The sequence below is a fragment of the Enterobacter sp. PL_is514 genome (assembly GCF_055816715.1).
The window spans coordinates 179,042-197,173 of sequence record NZ_JBVPGN010000036.1 but is presented as its reverse complement, the minus strand read 5'-3'; the positions used below and the strand labels follow the sequence as shown (position 1 = coordinate 197,173).

Here is an 18,132-nt window from a genome sequence, read left to right as displayed (position 1 = left end):
CGACAGTGCGTATCCCTGATATCTATTGCTGCAAAAACAGGGATAAATCATGTCATCATTGCATATTTCGCAAGGCACGTTTCGTCTTAGCGATACCCGAACGCTGACGATTGCTGATTTGACGATACGCGCAGGTGAAAGCTGGGCGTTTGTCGGCACTAACGGCAGCGGTAAATCTGCGCTGGCCCGCGCGCTGGCGGGCGAGCTCAACCTCCTCAAGGGCGAATACCAGAGCACCTTTACGCGCCTGACGCGCCTGTCGTTTGAACAACTGCAAAAGCTGGTCAGCGACGAGTGGCAGCGCAACAACACCGATTTACTCAGCCCTGGCGAAGACGATACCGGCCGTACGACGGCAGAAATTATTCAGGATGAGGTGAAAGACCCCGCCCGCTGTCAGCGCCTGGCAGAACGGTTCGGTATCACCGCCCTGCTGAACCGGCGCTTTAAATACCTTTCGACCGGCGAGACGCGGAAAACGCTGCTTTGTCAGGCGCTGATGAGCGAGCCTGACCTTCTTATTCTGGACGAACCGTTCGACGGTCTTGACGTGCAGTCCCGTGCGCAGCTTGCTGCTCTGCTGGAGTCGCTTAATCGGCAGGGATATACCCTGGTGCTGGTACTTAACCGCTTCGATGAAATTCCGGACTTTATCCAGCACGCGGGCGTCCTGGCCGACTGTAACCTGACCGAGACCGGCGAAAAAACCGCACTGCTTAAGCAGGCGCTCATTGCCCAGCTCGCGCACAGCGAACAGCTCGATGGTATTACCCTTCCGGAACCTGACGCCCCTTCGGCCCGCCATGCGCTTGACCCCCACCAGCCGCGCATCGTGCTGCGGGACGGGATGGTTGCTTATGACGATCGCCCGATTCTTAACCGCCTCAGCTGGACGGTCAATCCGGGCGAGCACTGGCAGATTGTCGGCCCCAACGGCGCGGGGAAATCCACGCTGCTGAGCCTGATCACCGGCGATCACCCGCAGGGCTATAGCAACGATCTGACGCTGTTCGGTCGGCGTCGCGGCAGCGGCGAAACCATCTGGGATATTAAAAAACATATCGGCTATGTCAGCAGCAGCCTGCATCTGGATTATCGGGTTAGTACCACGGTACGCAACGTGATCCTCTCCGGGTATTTTGACTCGATCGGCATTTATCAGGCGGTGTCGGACAAACAGCACAAGCTGGCCCAGCAGTGGCTGGATATCCTGGGCATGGACAACCGGGTCGCTGACGCGCCGTTTCATAGTCTGTCGTGGGGGCAGCAGCGTCTGGCCCTGATCGTTCGCGCGCTGGTAAAACACCCTACGCTGCTGATCCTCGACGAACCGCTGCAGGGACTCGATCCGCTGAACCGACAGCTTATCCGCCGCTTTGTGGACGTGCTGATTAGCGAAGGTGAAACGCAGCTGCTTTTCGTTTCACACCATGCCGAAGATGCCCCCTCCTGCATCACCCATCGGCTGGAGTTTGTTCCGGACGGTGAGCAGTATCGTTATCTGCAAAGCAAAATCGATTAACTCCCGGAGGGCACCGCCCTCCGTTTTTCAGATAACCTGCACTAAGACATTGCTATCCCGTTGATCTACAATGCCCCACAGCGGCTGATAATCGGACTTTAAAAACAGTGTAAACGATTCCACTATTTTATCCCATGTCACACTTTTCGCGTCTCTGTTATGCTATGGTTATTACATACCATAAGCCCAATGGAGCGAAATATGCGAGTTCTGGTAACAGGTGGTAGCGGTTACATAGGTAGTCATACCTGCGTGCAACTGCTGCAAAACGGTCACGACGTCATCATCCTCGACAACCTGTGCAACAGTAAGCGCAGCGTGCTGCCTGTGATTGAACGTCTTGGCGGTAAACAACCGACTTTTGTAGAAGGCGACATCCGCAACGAAGCGCTGATGACCGAGATCCTTCACGACCACGCCATCGAAGCGGTGATCCACTTCGCAGGTCTGAAAGCGGTCGGTGAATCCGTTGCGAAACCGCTCGAGTATTACGACAACAACGTCAACGGTACTCTGCGTCTCATCTCCGCCATGCGTGCGGCCAACGTCAAAAACTTCATCTTTAGCTCTTCGGCTACCGTCTACGGCGATCAGCCCAAAATCCCTTACGTTGAAAGCTTCCCAACCGGGACACCGCAAAGCCCGTACGGCAAAAGCAAACTGATGGTGGAGCAGATCCTGACCGACCTGCAAAAAGCGCAGCCGGAGTGGAGCATCGCGCTGCTGCGCTACTTCAACCCGGTCGGCGCCCATCCGTCCGGCGATATGGGTGAAGATCCGCAGGGCATCCCGAACAACCTGATGCCGTATATCGCGCAGGTTGCCGTGGGTCGCCGCGACTCGCTGGCGATTTTTGGCAATGACTACCCTACCCAAGACGGCACCGGCGTGCGTGACTACATCCACGTCATGGATCTGGCCGACGGCCACGTGGCGGCGATGCAGCAGCTGGCCAACAAGCCGGGCGTGCATATTTACAACCTCGGCGCCGGGGTCGGCAGCAGCGTGCTGGACGTGGTTAACGCCTTCAGCAAAGCCTGCGGTAAGCCGGTGAGCTACCACTTCGCACCGCGTCGTGATGGCGACCTGCCTGCTTACTGGGCCGATGCCACCAAAGCCGACAAAGAGCTTAACTGGCGTGTCACGCGCACGCTTGATGAAATGGCACAGGATACCTGGCACTGGCAGTCACGCCACCCGCAGGGCTATCCGGACTAAGGATCCGTCATGACGCAATTTAATCCCGTCGATCATCCGCATCGTCGTTTTAACCCGTTAAGCGGGCAATGGATTTTGGTTTCTCCGCATCGCGCCAAGCGCCCCTGGCAGGGGGCGCAGGAAACGCCTGCGAAACAAACGCTGCCACAGCACGACCCGGACTGCTTCCTCTGTCCGGGCAACACGCGCGTCACCGGGGATAAAAACCCGGACTACAAAGGCACCTTCGTCTTCACCAACGATTTTGCCGCCCTGATGACCGACACCCCGGACGCGCCGGAAAGCCACGACCCGCTGATGCGCTGCGAAAGCGCGCGCGGAACCAGCCGCGTGATCTGCTTCTCCCCCGACCACAGCAAAACGCTGCCGGAGCTGAGCGTGGAAGCGCTGAAAGAGGTGGTAAGCACCTGGCAGGCGCAAACCGCCGAGCTGGGTCAAACTTACCCGTGGGTGCAGGTGTTCGAAAACAAAGGTGCGGCAATGGGCTGCTCTAACCCACATCCGCACGGTCAGGTCTGGGCGAACAGCTTCCTGCCTAACGAAGCCGAGCGTGAAGACCGTCTGCAAAAAGCGTATTACGCGGAAAACGGTTCCCCAATGCTGGTCGATTACACCCGCCGTGAGCTGGCCGACGGCAGCCGCACCGTGGTGGAAACCGAACACTGGCTGGCCGTCGTGCCTTACTGGGCAGCCTGGCCGTTTGAAACGCTGCTGCTGCCGAAAGCGCACGTACAGCGCATCACCGATCTCAGCGACGCGCAGCGTGACGACCTTGCTCTGGCGCTGAAAAAGCTGACCAGTCGTTACGACAACCTGTTCCAGTGCTCCTTCCCGTACTCCATGGGCTGGCACGGCGCCCCGTTTAACGGCGAAGAGAATCTACACTGGCAGCTGCACGCCCATTTCTATCCGCCGCTGCTGCGCTCTGCGACGGTGCGTAAATTTATGGTGGGCTATGAAATGCTGGCGGAAACCCAGCGTGACCTGACGGCGGAACAGGCGGCAGAACGTCTGCGTGCCGTTAGCGACGTCCACTATCGCGAATCAGGAGTCTAAAAAAATGAGTCTGAAAGATAAAACACAATCCCTGTTTGCTGAAAAATTTGGCTACCCTGCCACCCACGTTATCCAGGCCCCTGGCCGCGTCAACCTGATTGGTGAACACACCGACTATAACGACGGTTTCGTCCTGCCGTGCGCCATCGATTACCAGACGGTGATCAGCTGTGCGAAGCGCGACGACCGCCAGGTTCGCGTGATTGCGGCGGATTACGGTAATGAGACGGACGCGTTTTCCCTCGATGCCCCAATCGTGACGCACGACAGCCAGCAGTGGTCAAACTACGTGCGCGGCGTGGTGAAGCATCTGCAGAAGCGTAACAAAAACTTTGGCGGCGCGGATTTAGTGATCAGCGGCAACGTGCCGCAGGGTGCGGGCTTAAGCTCCTCTGCGTCTCTGGAAGTCGCCGTGGGTACCGTGTTCCAGCAGCTTTATCATTTGCCGCTGGACGGCGCGCAAATCGCCCTGAATGGTCAGGAAGCGGAAAACCAGTTCGTGGGCTGTAACTGCGGCATTATGGACCAGCTGATCTCCGCGCTGGGCAAAAAAGAACACGCGCTGCTGATCGACTGCCGCTCGCTGGGCACTAAAGCCGTTCCCCTGCCAAAAGGCGCGGCTGTGGTAATCATCAACAGCAACTTTAAGCGCACGCTGGTGGGCAGCGAGTACAACACCCGCCGCCAACAGTGCGAAACCGGTGCCCGCTTCTTCCAGCAGCCCGCCCTGCGCGACGTAACGCTCAATGAATTTAACAAAGTGGCGCACGAGCTGGATCCGGTCGTTGCCAGGCGCGTTCGTCACGTGCTGACGGAAAATGCCCGTACCGTTGAAGCCGCCTCCGCGCTGGCGAAAGGCGACCTGAAACGTATGGGTGAGCTGATGGCGGAATCTCACGCCTCCATGCGCGATGATTTTGAAATCACCGTTCCACAGATCGATACCCTGGTGGACATCGTCAAAGCCACCATCGGCGACAAAGGTGGCGTGCGCATGACGGGCGGCGGTTTTGGCGGCTGCGTCGTTGCGCTGGTGCCTGAAGAGCTGGTTCCTGCCGTACAGGATGCCGTGGCGAAGCAGTACGAAGCAAAAACAGGTATCAAAGAAACCTTCTATGTTTGCAAAGCATCACAAGGAGCCGGACAGTGCTAAACGAAACGCCTACCCTCGCACCGGATGGTCTGCCGTATCGCCTGTTAACCCTGCGCAATCGCGCAGGGATGGTCGTTACGGTGATGGACTGGGGTGCTACCCTTCTTTCTGCCCGCGTACCAATGCCGGACGGCAGCGTGCGCGAGACTCTGCTGGGCTGCGCCTCGCCTGAGCAGTACGTCAATCAGTCCGTCTATCTGGGCGCGTCCGTTGGGCGCTATGCTAACCGAATCGCGAAGAGCCGTTTTGAGCTCGACGGCGTCCAGTACGCCCTGCTTCCAAGCCAGGGTGAGAACCAGCTGCACGGCGGACCGGACGGGTTTGATAAACGCCGCTGGAAGATTGTTCGTCAAAACGACGGGGAAGTGCTGTTCTCGCTGGATTCGCCTGACGGCGATCAGGGCTTCCCGGGGAACCTTATCGCGTCCGCGCGCTTTACGCTGACCGACGACAACCGTATCGCCATTGAATACCGTGCGACGGTCGACAAGCCGTGTCCGGTCAACCTGACCAATCACGCGTACTTTAATCTGGACGGTAACCAGTGCGACGTGCGTAACCACAGGCTGCAGATCCTGGCGGATGCCTGGCTGCCGGTTGACGAGATGGGCATTCCGCATCAGGGCCTCAAAGACGTGAGCGGCACCAGCTTTGACTTCCGCAGCGCGAAAACGATCGCCCAGGATTTCCTGAGCGATGACGATCAGCGCAAGGTGAAAGGCTACGACCACGCGTTCCTGCTACAGGCCAAAGGTGATGTGAAACAACCTGCCGCGCAGGTCTGGTCTGCGGATGAGAAGCTGCAGATGACGGTGTATACCACTGCCCCTGCCCTGCAGTTCTACTCAGGTAACTATCTCGGCGGAACGACGGCGCGCGAACACGAAGAGTACAGCGACTGGCAAGGCCTGGCACTGGAGAGCGAGTTCCTGCCGGACAGCCCGAACCATCCGGAATGGCCCCAGCCGGACTGCGTGCTGCGCCCGGGTGAAGAGTACGTTAGCGTCACAGAGTATCATTTCATTCCGCATTGATTTCCAGCCCTCCCATCGGAGGGCTTTTTTCTGCGCGCCTTGCTGAAAATAGCGCCGATCGCAGACAAAATCATAACCCTGGATTCACAAGCATCTTACACTCAGAGACTATTTTCGCTATGGTTAGGGTTAAGCGTTGCTGGTGGCACGGCCACGGCAATATAATGAGAATTGTTATCATTCTAAAAATGCTTGAGGAGTAAGAGATGGCTATAACTAAGCTGGTCCTGGTGCGTCACGGCGAAAGCCAGTGGAACAACGAAAACCGCTTTACCGGTTGGTACGACGTTGATCTGTCTGAGAAAGGCGTAAGCGAAGCAAAAGCAGCAGGTAAACTGCTGAAGGAAGAAGGCTTCAGCTTTGATTTTGCTTACACCTCTGTGCTGAAACGTGCCATCCACACCCTGTGGAACGTGCTGGACGAACTGGATCAGGCCTGGCTGCCGGTTGAGAAGTCCTGGAAACTGAACGAACGTCACTACGGTGCGCTGCAGGGCCTGAACAAAGCGGAAACCGCTGAGAAATATGGCGACGAGCAGGTTAAACAGTGGCGTCGCGGCTTCGCAATCACCCCGCCAGAGCTGACCAAAGATGACGAGCGCTACCCGGGCCACGACCCGCGTTACGCGAAGCTGACCGACGCTGAGCTGCCAACCACCGAGAGCCTGGCGCTGACCATCGACCGCGTTGTGCCTTACTGGAACGAAACCATTCTGCCACGCCTGAAAAGCGGCGAGCGCGTGATCATCGCTGCTCACGGTAACTCCCTGCGCGCGCTGGTGAAATACCTGGACAACATGGGTGAAGACGAAATCCTCGAACTGAACATCCCAACTGGCGTACCGCTGGTGTATGAGTTCGACGAAAACTTCAAGCCAATCAAACACTACTATCTGGGTAACGCAGAAGAGATCGCGGCGAAAGCAGCGGCTGTCGCGAACCAGGGTAAAGCGAAGTAATTTTCGCCAGACATAAAAAAAGCGCGGAGCCTTCCGCGCTTTTTTATTTGTGCCTGAGAATTCAGCCGCGACGCGCTTTTACCGCATTCGCCAGCTGACGCAGGATGGCGTCGGTATCGTCCCAGCCGATGCAGGCATCGGTCACGCTCTTGCCATACACCAGCGGCTCGCTGCCTTCCAGGTTCTGGTTACCTTCAACCAGATGGCTTTCGATCATCACCCCAATCACCGCCTTCTCACCACCGGCAATCTGCTGACAGACGTCTGCGCCCACTTCCATCTGCTTTTTAAACTGCTTGCTGGAGTTGGCGTGGCTGAAATCGATCATCACCTGCGGTGGCAGCCCGGCTTTTTCCAGCCCGACCTTCACTTCTGCCACGTGTTTTGCGCTGTAGTTCGGCTCTTTGCCGCCGCGCAGAATGATATGGCAGTCGCCGTTACCGCTGGTGTTAACGATGGCGGAATGACCCCATTTGGTCACCGACAGGAAGCAGTGCGGTGCACCTGCAGCATTGATAGCGTCAATGGCGACCTTGATGGTGCCGTCAGTGCCGTTTTTGAAGCCCACCGGACAAGAGAGACCGGACGCCAGCTCGCGGTGCACCTGAGATTCAGTGGTACGGGCACCAATTGCGCCCCAGCTCATCAGGTCTGCCAGGTATTGTGGCGTAATCATGTCCAGGAATTCACCGGCCGCAGGCAGGCCGCTGTCGTTGATCTCCAGCAGCAGCTTGCGCGCAATGCGCAGACCGTCGTTGATCTGGAAGCTGTTGTCCATGTGCGGGTCGTTAATCAGCCCTTTCCAGCCCACGGTGGTGCGCGGTTTTTCAAAGTAGACGCGCATGACGATTTCCAGCTCGTCCTTCAGCTCTTCACGCAGGGTGAGCAGACGGGCAGCGTATTCTTTCGCGGCTGCAGGATCGTGAATGGAGCACGGGCCAATCACCACCAGAAGACGATCGTCATTACCTTTCAGGATCTTATGGATCGCTTTACGTGCATGAGAAACCGTGTTTGCGGCATTTTCAGTGGCGGGGAATTTCTCAAGGAGCGCTACAGGAGGTAATAACTCATTGATCTCTTTGATGCGTAAATCGTCGTTCTGATAATTCATTTTCTTTCCAGCTCTGCCATATCTTTAGTAATGAAAGCAATCCTTTCAATCTATCTTGTCGACCAGGAAGTGTAAACACGGTTTTACACTTCACGCAGATAATTCCTGGAATTCGCCTAAAAATCGCCACAAAATAGCGAAAAATGAGATCTAACCTAAGCTTTTTAACTGTAACAACCAATTTTACACGCTTAAACGCGATTCCCTACTGACGTAAGTCCGTAAGGCGGAATCTTTCGCCTCTGAAAAAGATGCACTGTTGGAGAATGTTATCCAGCGTAACGACAAGAACAGGAGCACCATGATGAAAATGACAAAACTGGCAACCCTCTTCCTGACCGCCACACTCACTCTGGCCAGCGGCAGCGTCCTGGCCGCGGAAACGGGCACATCAGACAGCAACGGGGATGCAAATGCGGCTGCGGCAGCAGGCCAGCCCGCTCCGGATGCGAAACAGAATATCGCCCCGAATAATGTCGACAACAACCAGATCAATACCGGGAACACCAACACCGGCGGCACGATGCTGCATCCCAACGGCAGCGGTTCCGGCACCATGAATCATGACAATATGAGTTCGGATGAGGTTCATAAGAACTCGATGTGTAAGGACGGCAAATGCCCGAACCCTAACGACAAAGTGGGTAACGACGCCAATACCAAAACTGATGGCACCACCCAGTAATTTGTTATGAACCGTCAGAAAAAGGAGAGCCCAGGCTCTCCTTTCTTTTTGGAGTAACCTATTAAAAACGCTACACTAAAAACAATAACACTTCAGGAAAGCAGACATGGCGCACTCCCATTCCCACTCGCATTCTCCCGGCAACGACAACGCTAAACGACTGATGCTGGCCTTTGGCGTCACGGCAACGTTTATGATTATCGAGGTCATTGGCGGCCTGGTTTCCGGCTCTCTGGCGCTTCTGGCCGATGCCGGACATATGCTGACCGATGCCGCCGCCCTGCTCTTCGCCCTGCTGGCGGTGCAGTTCGCGCGTCGTCCACCAAATGCGCGCCACACATTCGGCTGGCTGAGGCTGACCACCCTGGCCGCGTTTGTTAACGCCATTGCGCTGGTGGTCATTACCATGCTTATCGTCTGGGAGGCCGTACAGCGCTTCCGGCATCCTCAGCCGATCGCCGGAGCGACCATGATGGTGATTGCCGTGGCAGGGCTGCTGGCGAATATCCTGGCCTTCTGGATTCTGCACCGCGGCAGCGGAGAAAAGAACCTCAACGTGCGCGCGGCAGCGCTGCATGTTCTGGGGGATTTACTCGGTTCCGTCGGGGCGATTGTCGCCGCGCTGGTGATCCTCTATACCGGCTGGACGCCTGTCGATCCGATTCTGTCCGTGCTGGTGTCGTGTCTGGTCTTACGCAGTGCCTGGCGGCTGTTGAAGGAGAGCGTGAATGAACTGCTCGAAGGGGCACCGGCATCCATGGATATTGACGAACTGAAGCGCAACTTGCGCCGTTCAGTCCCGGAAGTCCGCAATGTTCATCATGTGCACGTCTGGCTGGTGGGGGAAAAACCGGTCATGACGCTGCACGTCCAGGTGATCCCGCCTCACGACCACGATGCGCTGCTGGAACGCATCCAGCATTTTCTTGAGCATCACTACGAAATTGGCCACTCCACCATCCAGATGGAGTATCAGCCCTGTAACGGGCCGGACTGCCACCTTAACGAGGCGCAGTCCGGACATTCACATCATCATCACCACTAGCTGGAAAGCGCGTGAGAGCCTCGCTCACGCGCGCTGTTAATCCACATCCGGCTGCCGTTCAGCGCAATGAAGGTCAGCAGCAGATATTCCAGCGACATCGCATAGACGCCCTGCAGGGCGAAGATCGCCACGCTGATCACGTTGATGATGACCCACAGCAGCCAGTTCTCAACGTATTTACGGGTCATCAGGATCATCGCCGCAATCGACAGCACCATCATGCAGGAATCCCAGAACGGGAAAGCATCCGGCTGCAGCTCTGGCATCGTCACGTTCAGGCCGATACCGGACATGACCGAAACGGCGACGCGGGTCAGGAACGCAAACACCGGGTTGATGTAGACGGTCATTAAGCCAATGGCCAGCACGCAGGCGACGAACCAGGCGATGGCTTTCGGCAAGGGCAGCCAGCGGATCTGCAGCTCTGCCTCCTGCTGGCTGTTCTGACGCGACCACGCGTACCAGCCGTAGATATTGGCGGCGAAGAAGAACAGCTGTAAAAGCAGGCTGGCGTAAAGCTGGATCTGGAAGAAGATAATCGCAAACAGCGTGACGTTAATCAGCCCGAACGCATAGTTGCTGATCTTCTCCAGGCTTGCCAGCCAGATACAGAGTAATCCCGCCAGCGTGCCAACGGCCTCAATCCATGACAGGTCATAGCCACCTGCACCAATCGGTATATGAACCAGAATGTTATGTGTGCTAAAAAAATCCATCTTTTCTCCGCGGCGTGTTGAATTAAGTACGTAGTGTAGCCGCAAAATCCAGCATGCGGTTAAGCGGAATCAACGCACCTTCACGCAGAGAGGCATCCACATGGATTTCATGTGCTGCACCGCCGGTCTCGAGCCCTTCGGCAATGGCCTTCAGGCCGTTCATCGCCATCCACGGGCAATGCGCACAGCTGCGACACGTTGCGCCCTCACCCGCCGTTGGCGCTTCAAGGAGCTCTTTCTCCGGCACGGCCTGCTGCATCTTATAGAAGATACCGCGATCGGTCGCCACGATGAGCTGCTTGTGAGGCAACGTCCTTGCCGCGTTGATAAGCTGGCTGGTTGAGCCCACGGCATCCGCCATGTCGACAATTGACCGCGGTGACTCAGGGTGAACAAGAATGGCGGCCTCAGGATAAAGTGCCTTCATGCGCGCCAGCGCCTGGGTTTTGAATTCATCATGCACGATGCAGGCGCCCTGCCAGCAGAGAACGTCAGCCCCCGTCTGCTTCTGGACATAATTTCCAAGATGACGATCTGGCGCCCAGATAATTTTCTCTCCCAGGCTGTCCAGATGTTCAATCAGCTCAACGGCGATGCTCGACGTGACTACCCAGTCGGCCCGCGCTTTTACCGCCGCAGAGGTGTTGGCATAAACCACCACGGTCCGATCGGGGTGGGCGTCACAGAAGGCCGTGAATTCGTCAATCGGACAGCCCAGATCCAGCGAACACTCCGCGTTAAGCGTGGGCATCAGAATGGTTTTTTCAGGGCTCAGGATCTTTGCCGTTTCGCCCATAAAACGCACGCCAGCAACCAGAAGCGTGGAAGCGGGGTGTCGTGCACCGAAGCGTGCCATCTCCAGTGAGTCAGAAATGCAGCCTCCGGTCTCTTCAGCCAGCTGCTGAATTTCCGGGTCGGTGTAGTAATGGGCCACCATTACCGCATCGCGCTCTTTAAGAAGACGTTTGATCTTCTCGCGGTAGAATTGCTTTTCATCCTGGCTCAGCGGGACAGGCTTTGGCGGAAACGGATAGATTGCGGCTTCAGGATCAAACATCACACTCATTATGGCTTCTCGTTTTACTGGCTTAACAATATTGCCTTTCTTTTGCCTGACATAGCAAAACGCGTGGCAATTGTGTTTTGTATACTAAACAAGATAGCGAATCTGGAGTGAAAAGTCACCGGAAATAGGTGCGGATAGCATTTGTCGGGTGGCGGCTTTGCCTTACCGACCTACAAAACAGACAGATAGCAAAAAGGCGCCTTTAGGGCGCCTTTCTACACTGGTGGGTCGTGCAGGATTCGAACCTGCGACCAATTGATTAAAAGTCAACTGCTCTACCAACTGAGCTAACGACCCCTTGCGGGATTTTTTTCTTCGAAGTGGTGGGTCGTGCAGGATTCGAACCTGCGACCAATTGATTAAAAGTCAACTGCTCTACCAACTGAGCTAACGACCCATTCGGGTGCTGACTTCGAAGATTTTTACTCGGTACCACCGGAGAGTGGTGGGTCGTGCAGGATGACTCGGCTTCGCCTCGCCCTTCGGGCCGTTGCTAAAGCAACGTTATCCTTCACGTTTAATATCTGAGTAAGATATTAAAATTGGTGGGTCGTGCAGGATTCGAACCTGCGACCAATTGATTAAAAGTCAACTGCTCTACCAACTGAGCTAACGACCCGAGTGGTGGGTGATGACGGGCTCGAACCGCCGACCCCCTCCGTGTAAAGGAGATGCTCTACCAACTGAGCTAATCACCCACTCTGTACTGCCGGTATGCGTTAAGTGGTGGGTCGTGCAGGATTCGAACCTGCGACCAATTGATTAAAAGTCAACTGCTCTACCAACTGAGCTAACGACCCACTTTTACGCTGTTTTCACGTTGTTTGATATCCCGTGGCAACGGCGGCATATATTACTGATTTAAGAATTCAGCGCAACAAAAATTTCGATGAAGATCACTTAACTGCTTACGAATCATGCTGCACGACCAGAAATAACGCGATTTCTGGTCATGCGATAATCATCCCATCGAATTCAGACGTTTTTGCGCCTGCTTAGCACCTTCGGTACCCGGGAATTTAGAGACCACCTGCTGATAAACCGCTTTGGCTTTCGCAGTGTCGCCTTTGTCCTGCATGATGACGCCCACTTTGTACATCGCATCAGGCGCTTTTGGCGATTTCGGGTAGTTTTTTACCACGGAGGCAAAATAAAACGCCGCATCGTCCTTTTTACCCTTGTTGTAATTCAACTGACCGAGCCAGTAATTCGCATTTGGCTGATAAGTGGAATCAGGGTATTTCTTAACAAAGTTCTGAAACGCAGCAAGCGCGTCATCCTGACGAGATTGATCCTGCACCAGGGCAATGGCCGCGTTGTAGTCCGTATTCGCGTCACCGCTCTGTACAGGCGCACCTGTTGAAGCAGAAGCATCCGCAGCCGGAGCTGATGTCGCTGCACCGCTCTGATCGCCCGCGGCTGGCTGTGCTTGTGCTGCTGCACCACCGCTGCTCAGGCTATCCATCTGCAGCAAAATCTGCTTCTGACGTTCCACAACCTGGTTAAGCTGATACTGGCTTTCCTGAATCTGACCGCGGAGAGCGTCAATATCATTCTGGTTATCGGAGAGCTGTTGCTGGAGTTGGGTTAAAAGCTGGCTGTGAGCGTTAGAAATACGCTCGAGTTGAGTGACCCGGTCTTCTACCGAGCCTGAGCCGACACTACTGATTGGTGCCTGAGCAAAAGCGGCCCAGGGGGCCGCTATTCCAACCAGTAACGACAGACTCAACAGATGATGTCTGAAGTTACTGCTCATGCAATTCTCTTAGTAAACCAGTACGGCACGACGGTTTTTGGAGTAAGCCGCTTCGTCGTGACCCAGTACTGCAGGTTTTTCTTTACCGTAAGAAACGATGGAGATCTGGTCAGCAGAAACGCCTTTACCCTGCAGGTACATTTTAACAGCGTTAGCACGACGTTCACCCAGGGAGATGTTGTACTCTGGAGTACCACGTTCGTCCGCGTGACCTTCTACGGTGACTTTGTAAGATGGGTTGCTACGCAGGAAGTTAGCGTGCGCATCCAGCATCGCAGCGAAGTCAGAACGGATGTCGTATTTATCCAGATCGAAGTAAACGATGTTGTTCTGCTGCAGCTGCTGCATCTGAAGACGCGCTTGCTCTTCAGAAGACATGTTGCCATTGCCGTTCGCGTCCATACCGGTGCCGGCACCCATCATGCCTTCGCCGCTCTGGTCATTGCTTGCGTTCTTGTTAGAAGAACACGCTGCGATTGCCATTACAGGCAGAGCGATCATCAGCCCCTTCAGCACTTTGTTCAGTTGCATTTCTATGATTCCTTTAGTAATCAATTAATTATTATTTACAGATACGGCGACCAGGCAGGAGATTTTACCTGTCCATCAGTTGCCGGAATACGCGCTTTGAAACGCCCATCTGTAGAAACCAGATTCAGCACAGATCCCATCCCCTGAGAAGAGCTGTAGATTACCATCGTGCCGTTAGGTGCCAGACTTGGCGTTTCATCCAGGAACGTTGACGACAGAACTTGAACGCCACCCGCTACCAGATCTTGTTTGGCAATGTGCTGCTGCCCACCGTTGGAGCTCACCATTACCATAAATTTACCGTCGCTGCTCACGTCTGAGTTCTGGTTCTGCGAACCTTCCCAGGTAATACGCTGCGGAGCACCGCCGTTGATGTTGACTTTATAGATTTGTGGACGGCCAGCCTGGTCAGAGGTAAACGCCAGGTTTTGACTGTCCGGGAACCATGAAGGTTCGGTGTTGTTGCTGCGACCGTCGGTCACCTGACGGATCTGGCCAGAGCCAATGTCCATCACGTACAGGTTCAGGCTACCGGTTTTTGACAGCGCAAACGCCAGTTTAGAACCGTCCGGAGAGAACGAAGGCGCACCGTTGTGACGTGGGAAAGATGCTACCTGACGAACAGCACCGTTTGCCAGCGTCTGGATAACCAGTGCTGAACGGCCACTTTCGAAGGTGACATAGGCCAGTTTAGAACCGTCCGGAGACCAGGCTGGAGACATCAGCGGCTGTGAAGAACGTTTCACCAGGAACTGGTTGTAGCCGTCGTAGTCAGATACGCGCAGCTCATACGGGAACTGACCACCGTTGGTCTGCACCACATAAGCAATACGGGTACGGAACGCACCTTTAATACCGGTCAGTTTTTCGAATACCGCATCGCTGGCAGCGTGAGCCGCGTAGCGCAGGTACTGCTTAGTGACCTTGTAAGAGTTCTGAGCCAGAACGGTACCCGGTGCACCGCCGGTATCCACCAGCTGCCAGGCCACGTTGTAAGAGCCGTCCGGGTTAGGCGTAACCTGACCCACAACCACGGCATCAATACCCAGCGCAGACCATGCTGCAGGCTGTACTTCCTGCGCGCTACCCGGCTGCTGAGGCAGACGAGAACGATCTAACGGGTTGAATTTACCGCTGTTACGCAGGTCAGCCGCCACGATGCCACCGGCATCTTCAGGTGCAGCGCCAGGACCGGCCCACTGGAACGGAACAACACCGATTGGGCGTGCCGAGTCCACCCCCTGGGTGATCTCGATACGTACTTCTGCGTGCAGTACTGCTGCCCACAGCATTAAAAAACCAAATGCTACACGTAATGCCTGCTTCATCATATCTCCCTTATCCGGGTAACCTTACCCACGATAATTTAGCAGAATGTTAACAAACTCAAATAGACAAAACTACCCGAACCCTGTGACTAAACCTGGTCTATTTTTCCCCGTTTGCACGGGGAAAATGTAACTTAAGGTTTGAAGTCCAGCGGCGCATTTTTGAAGACTTCGTAAACTGCCTGAGACGGCGGTTTCGGCATCTTCGCCTGACGCGCTGCAGCCAGGGCCGCAGTACATAAAGCCGGGTCGCCACCTTCCGACTTGATATCCAGCAGCATGCCGTCCGGAGCCAGTTTTATACGCAACGTACACGTTTTACCGGTATAGGAAGACGCATCATAGAATCGGCTTTCAATAGCGGATTTAATCTGCGCGGCATAACCGTTGATTTCAGCCCCGGTCGCACCGTTACTCTTAGTGTTACCACTTCCGGTCGGCGCTGCGTTGTTTCCTTTCGCCCCACCGCCCGTTTTCGGTGCATTCTTACCGGAGCTCAAATCGCCCAGCAGATCGTCAACCCCTGCGGCAGCAGCAGCTTTTTCAGCGGCGGCAGCCTTTTTAGCAGCCGCTTTTTCAGCTGCGGCTTTCTTATCGGCAGCGGCCTTCTCAGCTGCAGCTTTTTTATCAGCAGCGGCTTTTTCCGCGGCAGCTGCTTTTTCTGCTGCCGCTTTCTCAGCAGCAGCCGCTTTCTTAGCGGCCTCGGCAGCAGCTTTCTTCTCTGCGTCCTGAGCGGCTTTCTTCTCTGCGTCCTGAGCGGCTTTCTTCGCGGCTTCCGCTTCAGCTTTCTTCTGAGCATCTGCAGCAGCTTTCTTCGCGGCTTCTGCTTCAGCTTTCTTCTGAGCATCAGCAGCGGCTTTCTTCGCCGCTTCTGCCGCTAATTTTGCCTGGGCATCAGCCTGTGCTTTCGCGTCCGCTGCGGCTTTTGCTGCCGCCTCTTCCGCCTGCTTTTGCTGTTCCTGTGCTTTCTTCGCGGCCTCTTCGGCTTGTTTCTGCTGTTCCGCCTGCTCTTTTGCGGCTTCCTGCGCCTGCAAACGTTCTTTCTCAAGCTGCTTCAGACGTTCCTGCTCTGCGGCCTGCTTTTCACGCAGCTCTTCCGCCTGCTGTTGCGACTGTTTTTCACGCTGCTCTTCAGCCCGTTTGGCACTCGCCTTCTGCTGTTGTTCGCGATTATAGTTCTGTACTACCGCACCGGGATCCACCATCACGGCGTCAATGGAAGAGCCTCCACCGCCGCCGGCTGATGCATCAATATGCTCGTCGAACGAACTCCAGATCAGCGCTGCAAAGAGAATAACGTGCAGCACTGCGGAGACGATTATCGCTCGCTTAAGCTTGTCGTTCTGTTCGGTTGCCTTTGACACTATCGGTTCCCAAAAACTACGCGGATGATCAAATAGGTTGGGTCATTAAGCCAACTGACTTAACACCCGCACTATGTAGCAAGTTCAGCGCTTTAATAATTTCATCGTAGGGTACGTCTTTCGCGCCACCGATTAAGAAGACCGTTTTCGGATTTGACTCCAGGCGATGCTGCGCTTCAGCAATCACCTGCTCAGGCGGCAGCTGATCCATACGATCTTTCTCTACCACGACGCTGTATTGCCCTACGCCGGAAACCTCAATGATAACCGGAGGATCGTCATTGGTGCTCACCGCCTGTGATTCTGTCGCATCCGGCAGATCCACTTCCACGCTCTGGGTAATGATTGGCGCTGTCGCCATGAAGATCAGCAGCAGTACCAACAGGACGTCCAGCAGTGGAACGATATTGATTTCGGACTTGAGCTCGCGACGACCTCGTCCACGCGATCTGGCCATGGTTTACCCCTTGTTGCTCTCGGTGCTGGTAAACGCCTGACGGTGCAGAATCGCAGTGAACTCTTCCATAAAGTTGTCGTAGTTCAGTTCCAGTTTGTTCACACGCTGGTTCAGACGGTTGTATGCCATAACCGCCGGAATTGCCGCAAACAGACCGATAGCGGTCGCAATCAGTGCTTCAGCGATACCCGGTGCAACCATCTGCAACGTCGCCTGCTTCACCGCGCCCAGCGCGATAAAGGCGTGCATGATCCCCCACACGGTACCAAACAGGCCGATATACGGGCTGATGGAACCGACAGTGCCGAGGAAAGGAATATGCGTTTCAAGGTTTTCCAGCTCGCGGTTCATAGAGATGCGCATCGCACGCGAGGCACCTTCCACCACCGCTTCCGGCGCATGATTGTTTGCACGATGCAGACGGGCAAACTCTTTGAAACCGCTATAAAAAATTTGCTCGGAGCCTGTAAGGTTTTCACGGCGTCCCTGGCTTTCCTGATACAGACGAGAAAGCTCAATACCCGACCAGAACTTATCTTCAAACGCTTCAGCTTCACGGCCAGCGGCATTGAGGATACGCGTTCTCTGGATGATGATGGCCCAGGATGCGATTGAAAAACCAATCAAAATCAACATGATAAGTTTAACCAGAAGGCTTGCCTTCAGGAACAAATCAAGGATATTCATGTCAGTCACTGCTTAAACTCCGCGACAATAGACTTAGGAAGCGCACGAGGCTTCATTATGGTTGGATCAACACAAACAATCAGTACTTCAGCTGAGTTCAGTACGGTATTCTCTGCGTTGACTATCCGCTGCGTGAAAACCAGTGAGGTCCCGCGCATTGATGTAATTTCAGTTTGGACTTCGAGCATATCGTCGAGTCTGGCAGGCGCAAAATACTCAAGCGTCATCTTGCGAACCACGAAGGCAACTCGCTCAGCCAACAGTACCTGTTGACTAAAGTGATGATGGCGCAGCATCTCTGTGCGTGCCCGTTCATAAAAAGCAACGTAGCTGGCGTGGTAAACCACACCACCGGCATCGGTATCTTCGTAATAGACACGAACCGGCCATCGAAACAGCGTTGTATTCACTTTACATCCCGGTAATGCAACAAAAGTTAAT

General features: G+C 55.0%; 18 protein-coding genes and 5 tRNA genes. 8 read left to right on the top strand and 15 right to left on the bottom strand.

Annotation, left to right across the window (positions count from 1 at the left end; genetic code table 11):
- The first annotated feature begins 49 nt into the window (after positions 1–49).
- The 6 genes from modF to gpmA all read left to right on the top strand — a co-directional run bounded on the left by modF (position 50) and on the right by gpmA (position 6,942).
- Positions 50–1,522, top strand: coding sequence for a molybdate ABC transporter ATP-binding protein ModF (gene modF, locus AC0TNG_RS21270; RefSeq protein ID WP_473713070.1), 1,473 nt, complete (start codon positions 50–52; stop codon positions 1,520–1,522).
- Between the two features lie 201 nt (positions 1,523–1,723).
- Positions 1,724–2,740, top strand: coding sequence for a UDP-glucose 4-epimerase GalE (gene galE / locus AC0TNG_RS21265; protein ID WP_048992115.1), 1,017 nt, complete (start codon positions 1,724–1,726; stop codon positions 2,738–2,740).
- A 9-nt stretch (positions 2,741–2,749) separates the two neighbouring features.
- Positions 2,750–3,796 (top strand): galactose-1-phosphate uridylyltransferase, encoded by a 1,047-nt coding sequence (gene galT, locus AC0TNG_RS21260; RefSeq protein WP_061715735.1) that lies wholly within the window; start codon positions 2,750–2,752, stop codon positions 3,794–3,796.
- Between the two features lie 4 nt (positions 3,797–3,800).
- Complete coding sequence (gene galK, locus AC0TNG_RS21255) at positions 3,801–4,949, top strand: galactokinase (protein WP_032649494.1); 1,149 nt, start codon at positions 3,801–3,803, stop codon at positions 4,947–4,949.
- Positions 4,943–5,983 carry a galactose-1-epimerase gene (galM, locus tag AC0TNG_RS21250; protein WP_473713069.1) on the top strand — a complete coding sequence of 347 codons (1,041 nt, stop codon included), beginning with the start codon at positions 4,943–4,945 and terminating at the stop codon, positions 5,981–5,983. Before galK ends, galM begins: the two co-directional genes overlap by 7 nt.
- Before the next feature lie 206 nt (positions 5,984–6,189).
- Positions 6,190–6,942: a 2,3-diphosphoglycerate-dependent phosphoglycerate mutase gene (gpmA, locus tag AC0TNG_RS21245; RefSeq protein WP_023310804.1), complete on the top strand. Its 753-nt coding sequence runs from the start codon at positions 6,190–6,192 to the stop codon at positions 6,940–6,942.
- 61 nt (positions 6,943–7,003) lie between these two features.
- Here the strand turns inward: gpmA and aroG are convergent, their stop codons facing one another.
- The gene (gene aroG / locus AC0TNG_RS21240) at positions 7,004–8,056 is read right to left on the bottom strand and encodes a 3-deoxy-7-phosphoheptulonate synthase AroG (protein ID WP_008501110.1); all 1,053 of its coding nucleotides are present in this window, start codon (positions 8,054–8,056) and stop codon (positions 7,004–7,006) included.
- A gap of 304 nt (positions 8,057–8,360) precedes the next feature.
- Between aroG and AC0TNG_RS21235 the strand changes: the two genes are divergently transcribed.
- Both AC0TNG_RS21235 and zitB read left to right on the top strand, forming a co-directional pair.
- On the top strand, positions 8,361–8,741 hold the full coding sequence (locus tag AC0TNG_RS21235; RefSeq protein WP_032649499.1) for a protein YbgS: 381 nt from the start codon (positions 8,361–8,363) through the stop codon (positions 8,739–8,741).
- A 106-nt stretch (positions 8,742–8,847) separates the two neighbouring features.
- The gene (gene zitB, locus AC0TNG_RS21230) at positions 8,848–9,786 is read left to right on the top strand and encodes a CDF family zinc transporter ZitB (RefSeq protein ID WP_473713068.1); all 939 of its coding nucleotides are present in this window, start codon (positions 8,848–8,850) and stop codon (positions 9,784–9,786) included.
- Here zitB and pnuC read toward each other — a convergent pair.
- The 14 genes from pnuC to ybgC all read right to left on the bottom strand — a co-directional run bounded on the left by pnuC (position 9,783) and on the right by ybgC (position 18,101).
- Positions 9,783–10,502 (bottom strand): nicotinamide riboside transporter PnuC, encoded by a 720-nt coding sequence (gene pnuC, locus AC0TNG_RS21225; protein ID WP_061715739.1) that lies wholly within the window; start codon positions 10,500–10,502, stop codon positions 9,783–9,785. The two genes, zitB and pnuC, sit on opposite strands and share 4 nt — an antisense overlap.
- A gap of 22 nt (positions 10,503–10,524) precedes the next feature.
- On the bottom strand, positions 10,525–11,568 hold the full coding sequence (nadA, locus tag AC0TNG_RS21220; protein WP_463726958.1) for a quinolinate synthase NadA: 1,044 nt from the start codon (positions 11,566–11,568) through the stop codon (positions 10,525–10,527).
- A 221-nt stretch (positions 11,569–11,789) separates the two neighbouring features.
- Positions 11,790–11,865, bottom strand: a tRNA-Lys gene (locus tag AC0TNG_RS21215).
- Positions 11,866–11,889: 24 nt separating this feature from the next.
- Positions 11,890–11,965 (bottom strand) — tRNA-Lys (locus tag AC0TNG_RS21210).
- A 146-nt stretch (positions 11,966–12,111) separates the two neighbouring features.
- Positions 12,112–12,187 (bottom strand) — tRNA-Lys (locus AC0TNG_RS21205).
- A gap of 3 nt (positions 12,188–12,190) precedes the next feature.
- A tRNA-Val gene (locus AC0TNG_RS21200) sits at positions 12,191–12,266 on the bottom strand.
- Positions 12,267–12,292: 26 nt separating this feature from the next.
- A tRNA-Lys gene (locus tag AC0TNG_RS21195) sits at positions 12,293–12,368 on the bottom strand.
- A 161-nt stretch (positions 12,369–12,529) separates the two neighbouring features.
- Positions 12,530–13,324 carry a cell division protein CpoB gene (gene cpoB, locus AC0TNG_RS21190; RefSeq protein WP_032649506.1) on the bottom strand — a complete coding sequence of 265 codons (795 nt, stop codon included), beginning with the start codon at positions 13,322–13,324 and terminating at the stop codon, positions 12,530–12,532.
- Positions 13,325–13,333: 9 nt separating this feature from the next.
- Positions 13,334–13,855 carry a peptidoglycan-associated lipoprotein Pal gene (gene pal / locus AC0TNG_RS21185; protein WP_003858578.1) on the bottom strand — a complete coding sequence of 174 codons (522 nt, stop codon included), beginning with the start codon at positions 13,853–13,855 and terminating at the stop codon, positions 13,334–13,336.
- Between the two features lie 35 nt (positions 13,856–13,890).
- Positions 13,891–15,183, bottom strand: coding sequence for a Tol-Pal system beta propeller repeat protein TolB (gene tolB, locus AC0TNG_RS21180; RefSeq protein ID WP_032649508.1), 1,293 nt, complete (start codon positions 15,181–15,183; stop codon positions 13,891–13,893).
- Positions 15,184–15,317: 134 nt separating this feature from the next.
- Positions 15,318–16,547, bottom strand: a complete 1,230-nt coding sequence (gene tolA, locus AC0TNG_RS21175; RefSeq protein WP_473723531.1) for a cell envelope integrity protein TolA — start codon at positions 16,545–16,547, stop codon at positions 15,318–15,320.
- A gap of 28 nt (positions 16,548–16,575) precedes the next feature.
- A complete protein-coding gene (tolR, locus tag AC0TNG_RS21170; RefSeq protein WP_473713066.1) occupies positions 16,576–17,004 on the bottom strand; it encodes a colicin uptake protein TolR in 429 nt (142 codons plus the stop codon).
- A gap of 3 nt (positions 17,005–17,007) precedes the next feature.
- Positions 17,008–17,700: a Tol-Pal system protein TolQ gene (gene tolQ / locus AC0TNG_RS21165; protein ID WP_008501101.1), complete on the bottom strand. Its 693-nt coding sequence runs from the start codon at positions 17,698–17,700 to the stop codon at positions 17,008–17,010.
- Positions 17,697–18,101, bottom strand: a complete 405-nt coding sequence (gene ybgC / locus AC0TNG_RS21160) for a tol-pal system-associated acyl-CoA thioesterase (protein ID WP_003858593.1) — start codon at positions 18,099–18,101, stop codon at positions 17,697–17,699. Before ybgC ends, tolQ begins: the two co-directional genes overlap by 4 nt.
- Positions 18,102–18,132: the final 31 nt, after the last annotated feature.

Coding starts and splice junctions, on each gene's coding strand:
- aroG (WP_008501110.1), bottom strand. CDS start 8,056: ATGAATTATCAGAACGACGATTTACGCATCAAAGAGATCAATGAGTTA.
- gpmA (WP_023310804.1), top strand. CDS start 6,190: ATGGCTATAACTAAGCTGGTCCTGGTGCGTCACGGCGAAAGCCAGTGG.
- tolR (WP_473713066.1), bottom strand. CDS start 17,004: ATGGCCAGATCGCGTGGACGAGGTCGTCGCGAGCTCAAGTCCGAAATC.
- nadA (WP_463726958.1), bottom strand. CDS start 11,568: ATGAGTGTGATGTTTGATCCTGAAGCCGCAATCTATCCGTTTCCGCCA.
- galE (WP_048992115.1), top strand. CDS start 1,724: ATGCGAGTTCTGGTAACAGGTGGTAGCGGTTACATAGGTAGTCATACC.
- pal (WP_003858578.1), bottom strand. CDS start 13,855: ATGCAACTGAACAAAGTGCTGAAGGGGCTGATGATCGCTCTGCCTGTA.
- galK (WP_032649494.1), top strand. CDS start 3,801: ATGAGTCTGAAAGATAAAACACAATCCCTGTTTGCTGAAAAATTTGGC.
- cpoB (WP_032649506.1), bottom strand. CDS start 13,324: ATGAGCAGTAACTTCAGACATCATCTGTTGAGTCTGTCGTTACTGGTT.
- pnuC (WP_061715739.1), bottom strand. CDS start 10,502: ATGGATTTTTTTAGCACACATAACATTCTGGTTCATATACCGATTGGT.
- galT (WP_061715735.1), top strand. CDS start 2,750: ATGACGCAATTTAATCCCGTCGATCATCCGCATCGTCGTTTTAACCCG.
- zitB (WP_473713068.1), top strand. CDS start 8,848: ATGGCGCACTCCCATTCCCACTCGCATTCTCCCGGCAACGACAACGCT.
- tolB (WP_032649508.1), bottom strand. CDS start 15,183: ATGAAGCAGGCATTACGTGTAGCATTTGGTTTTTTAATGCTGTGGGCA.
- modF (WP_473713070.1), top strand. CDS start 50: ATGTCATCATTGCATATTTCGCAAGGCACGTTTCGTCTTAGCGATACC.
- AC0TNG_RS21235 (WP_032649499.1), top strand. CDS start 8,361: ATGAAAATGACAAAACTGGCAACCCTCTTCCTGACCGCCACACTCACT.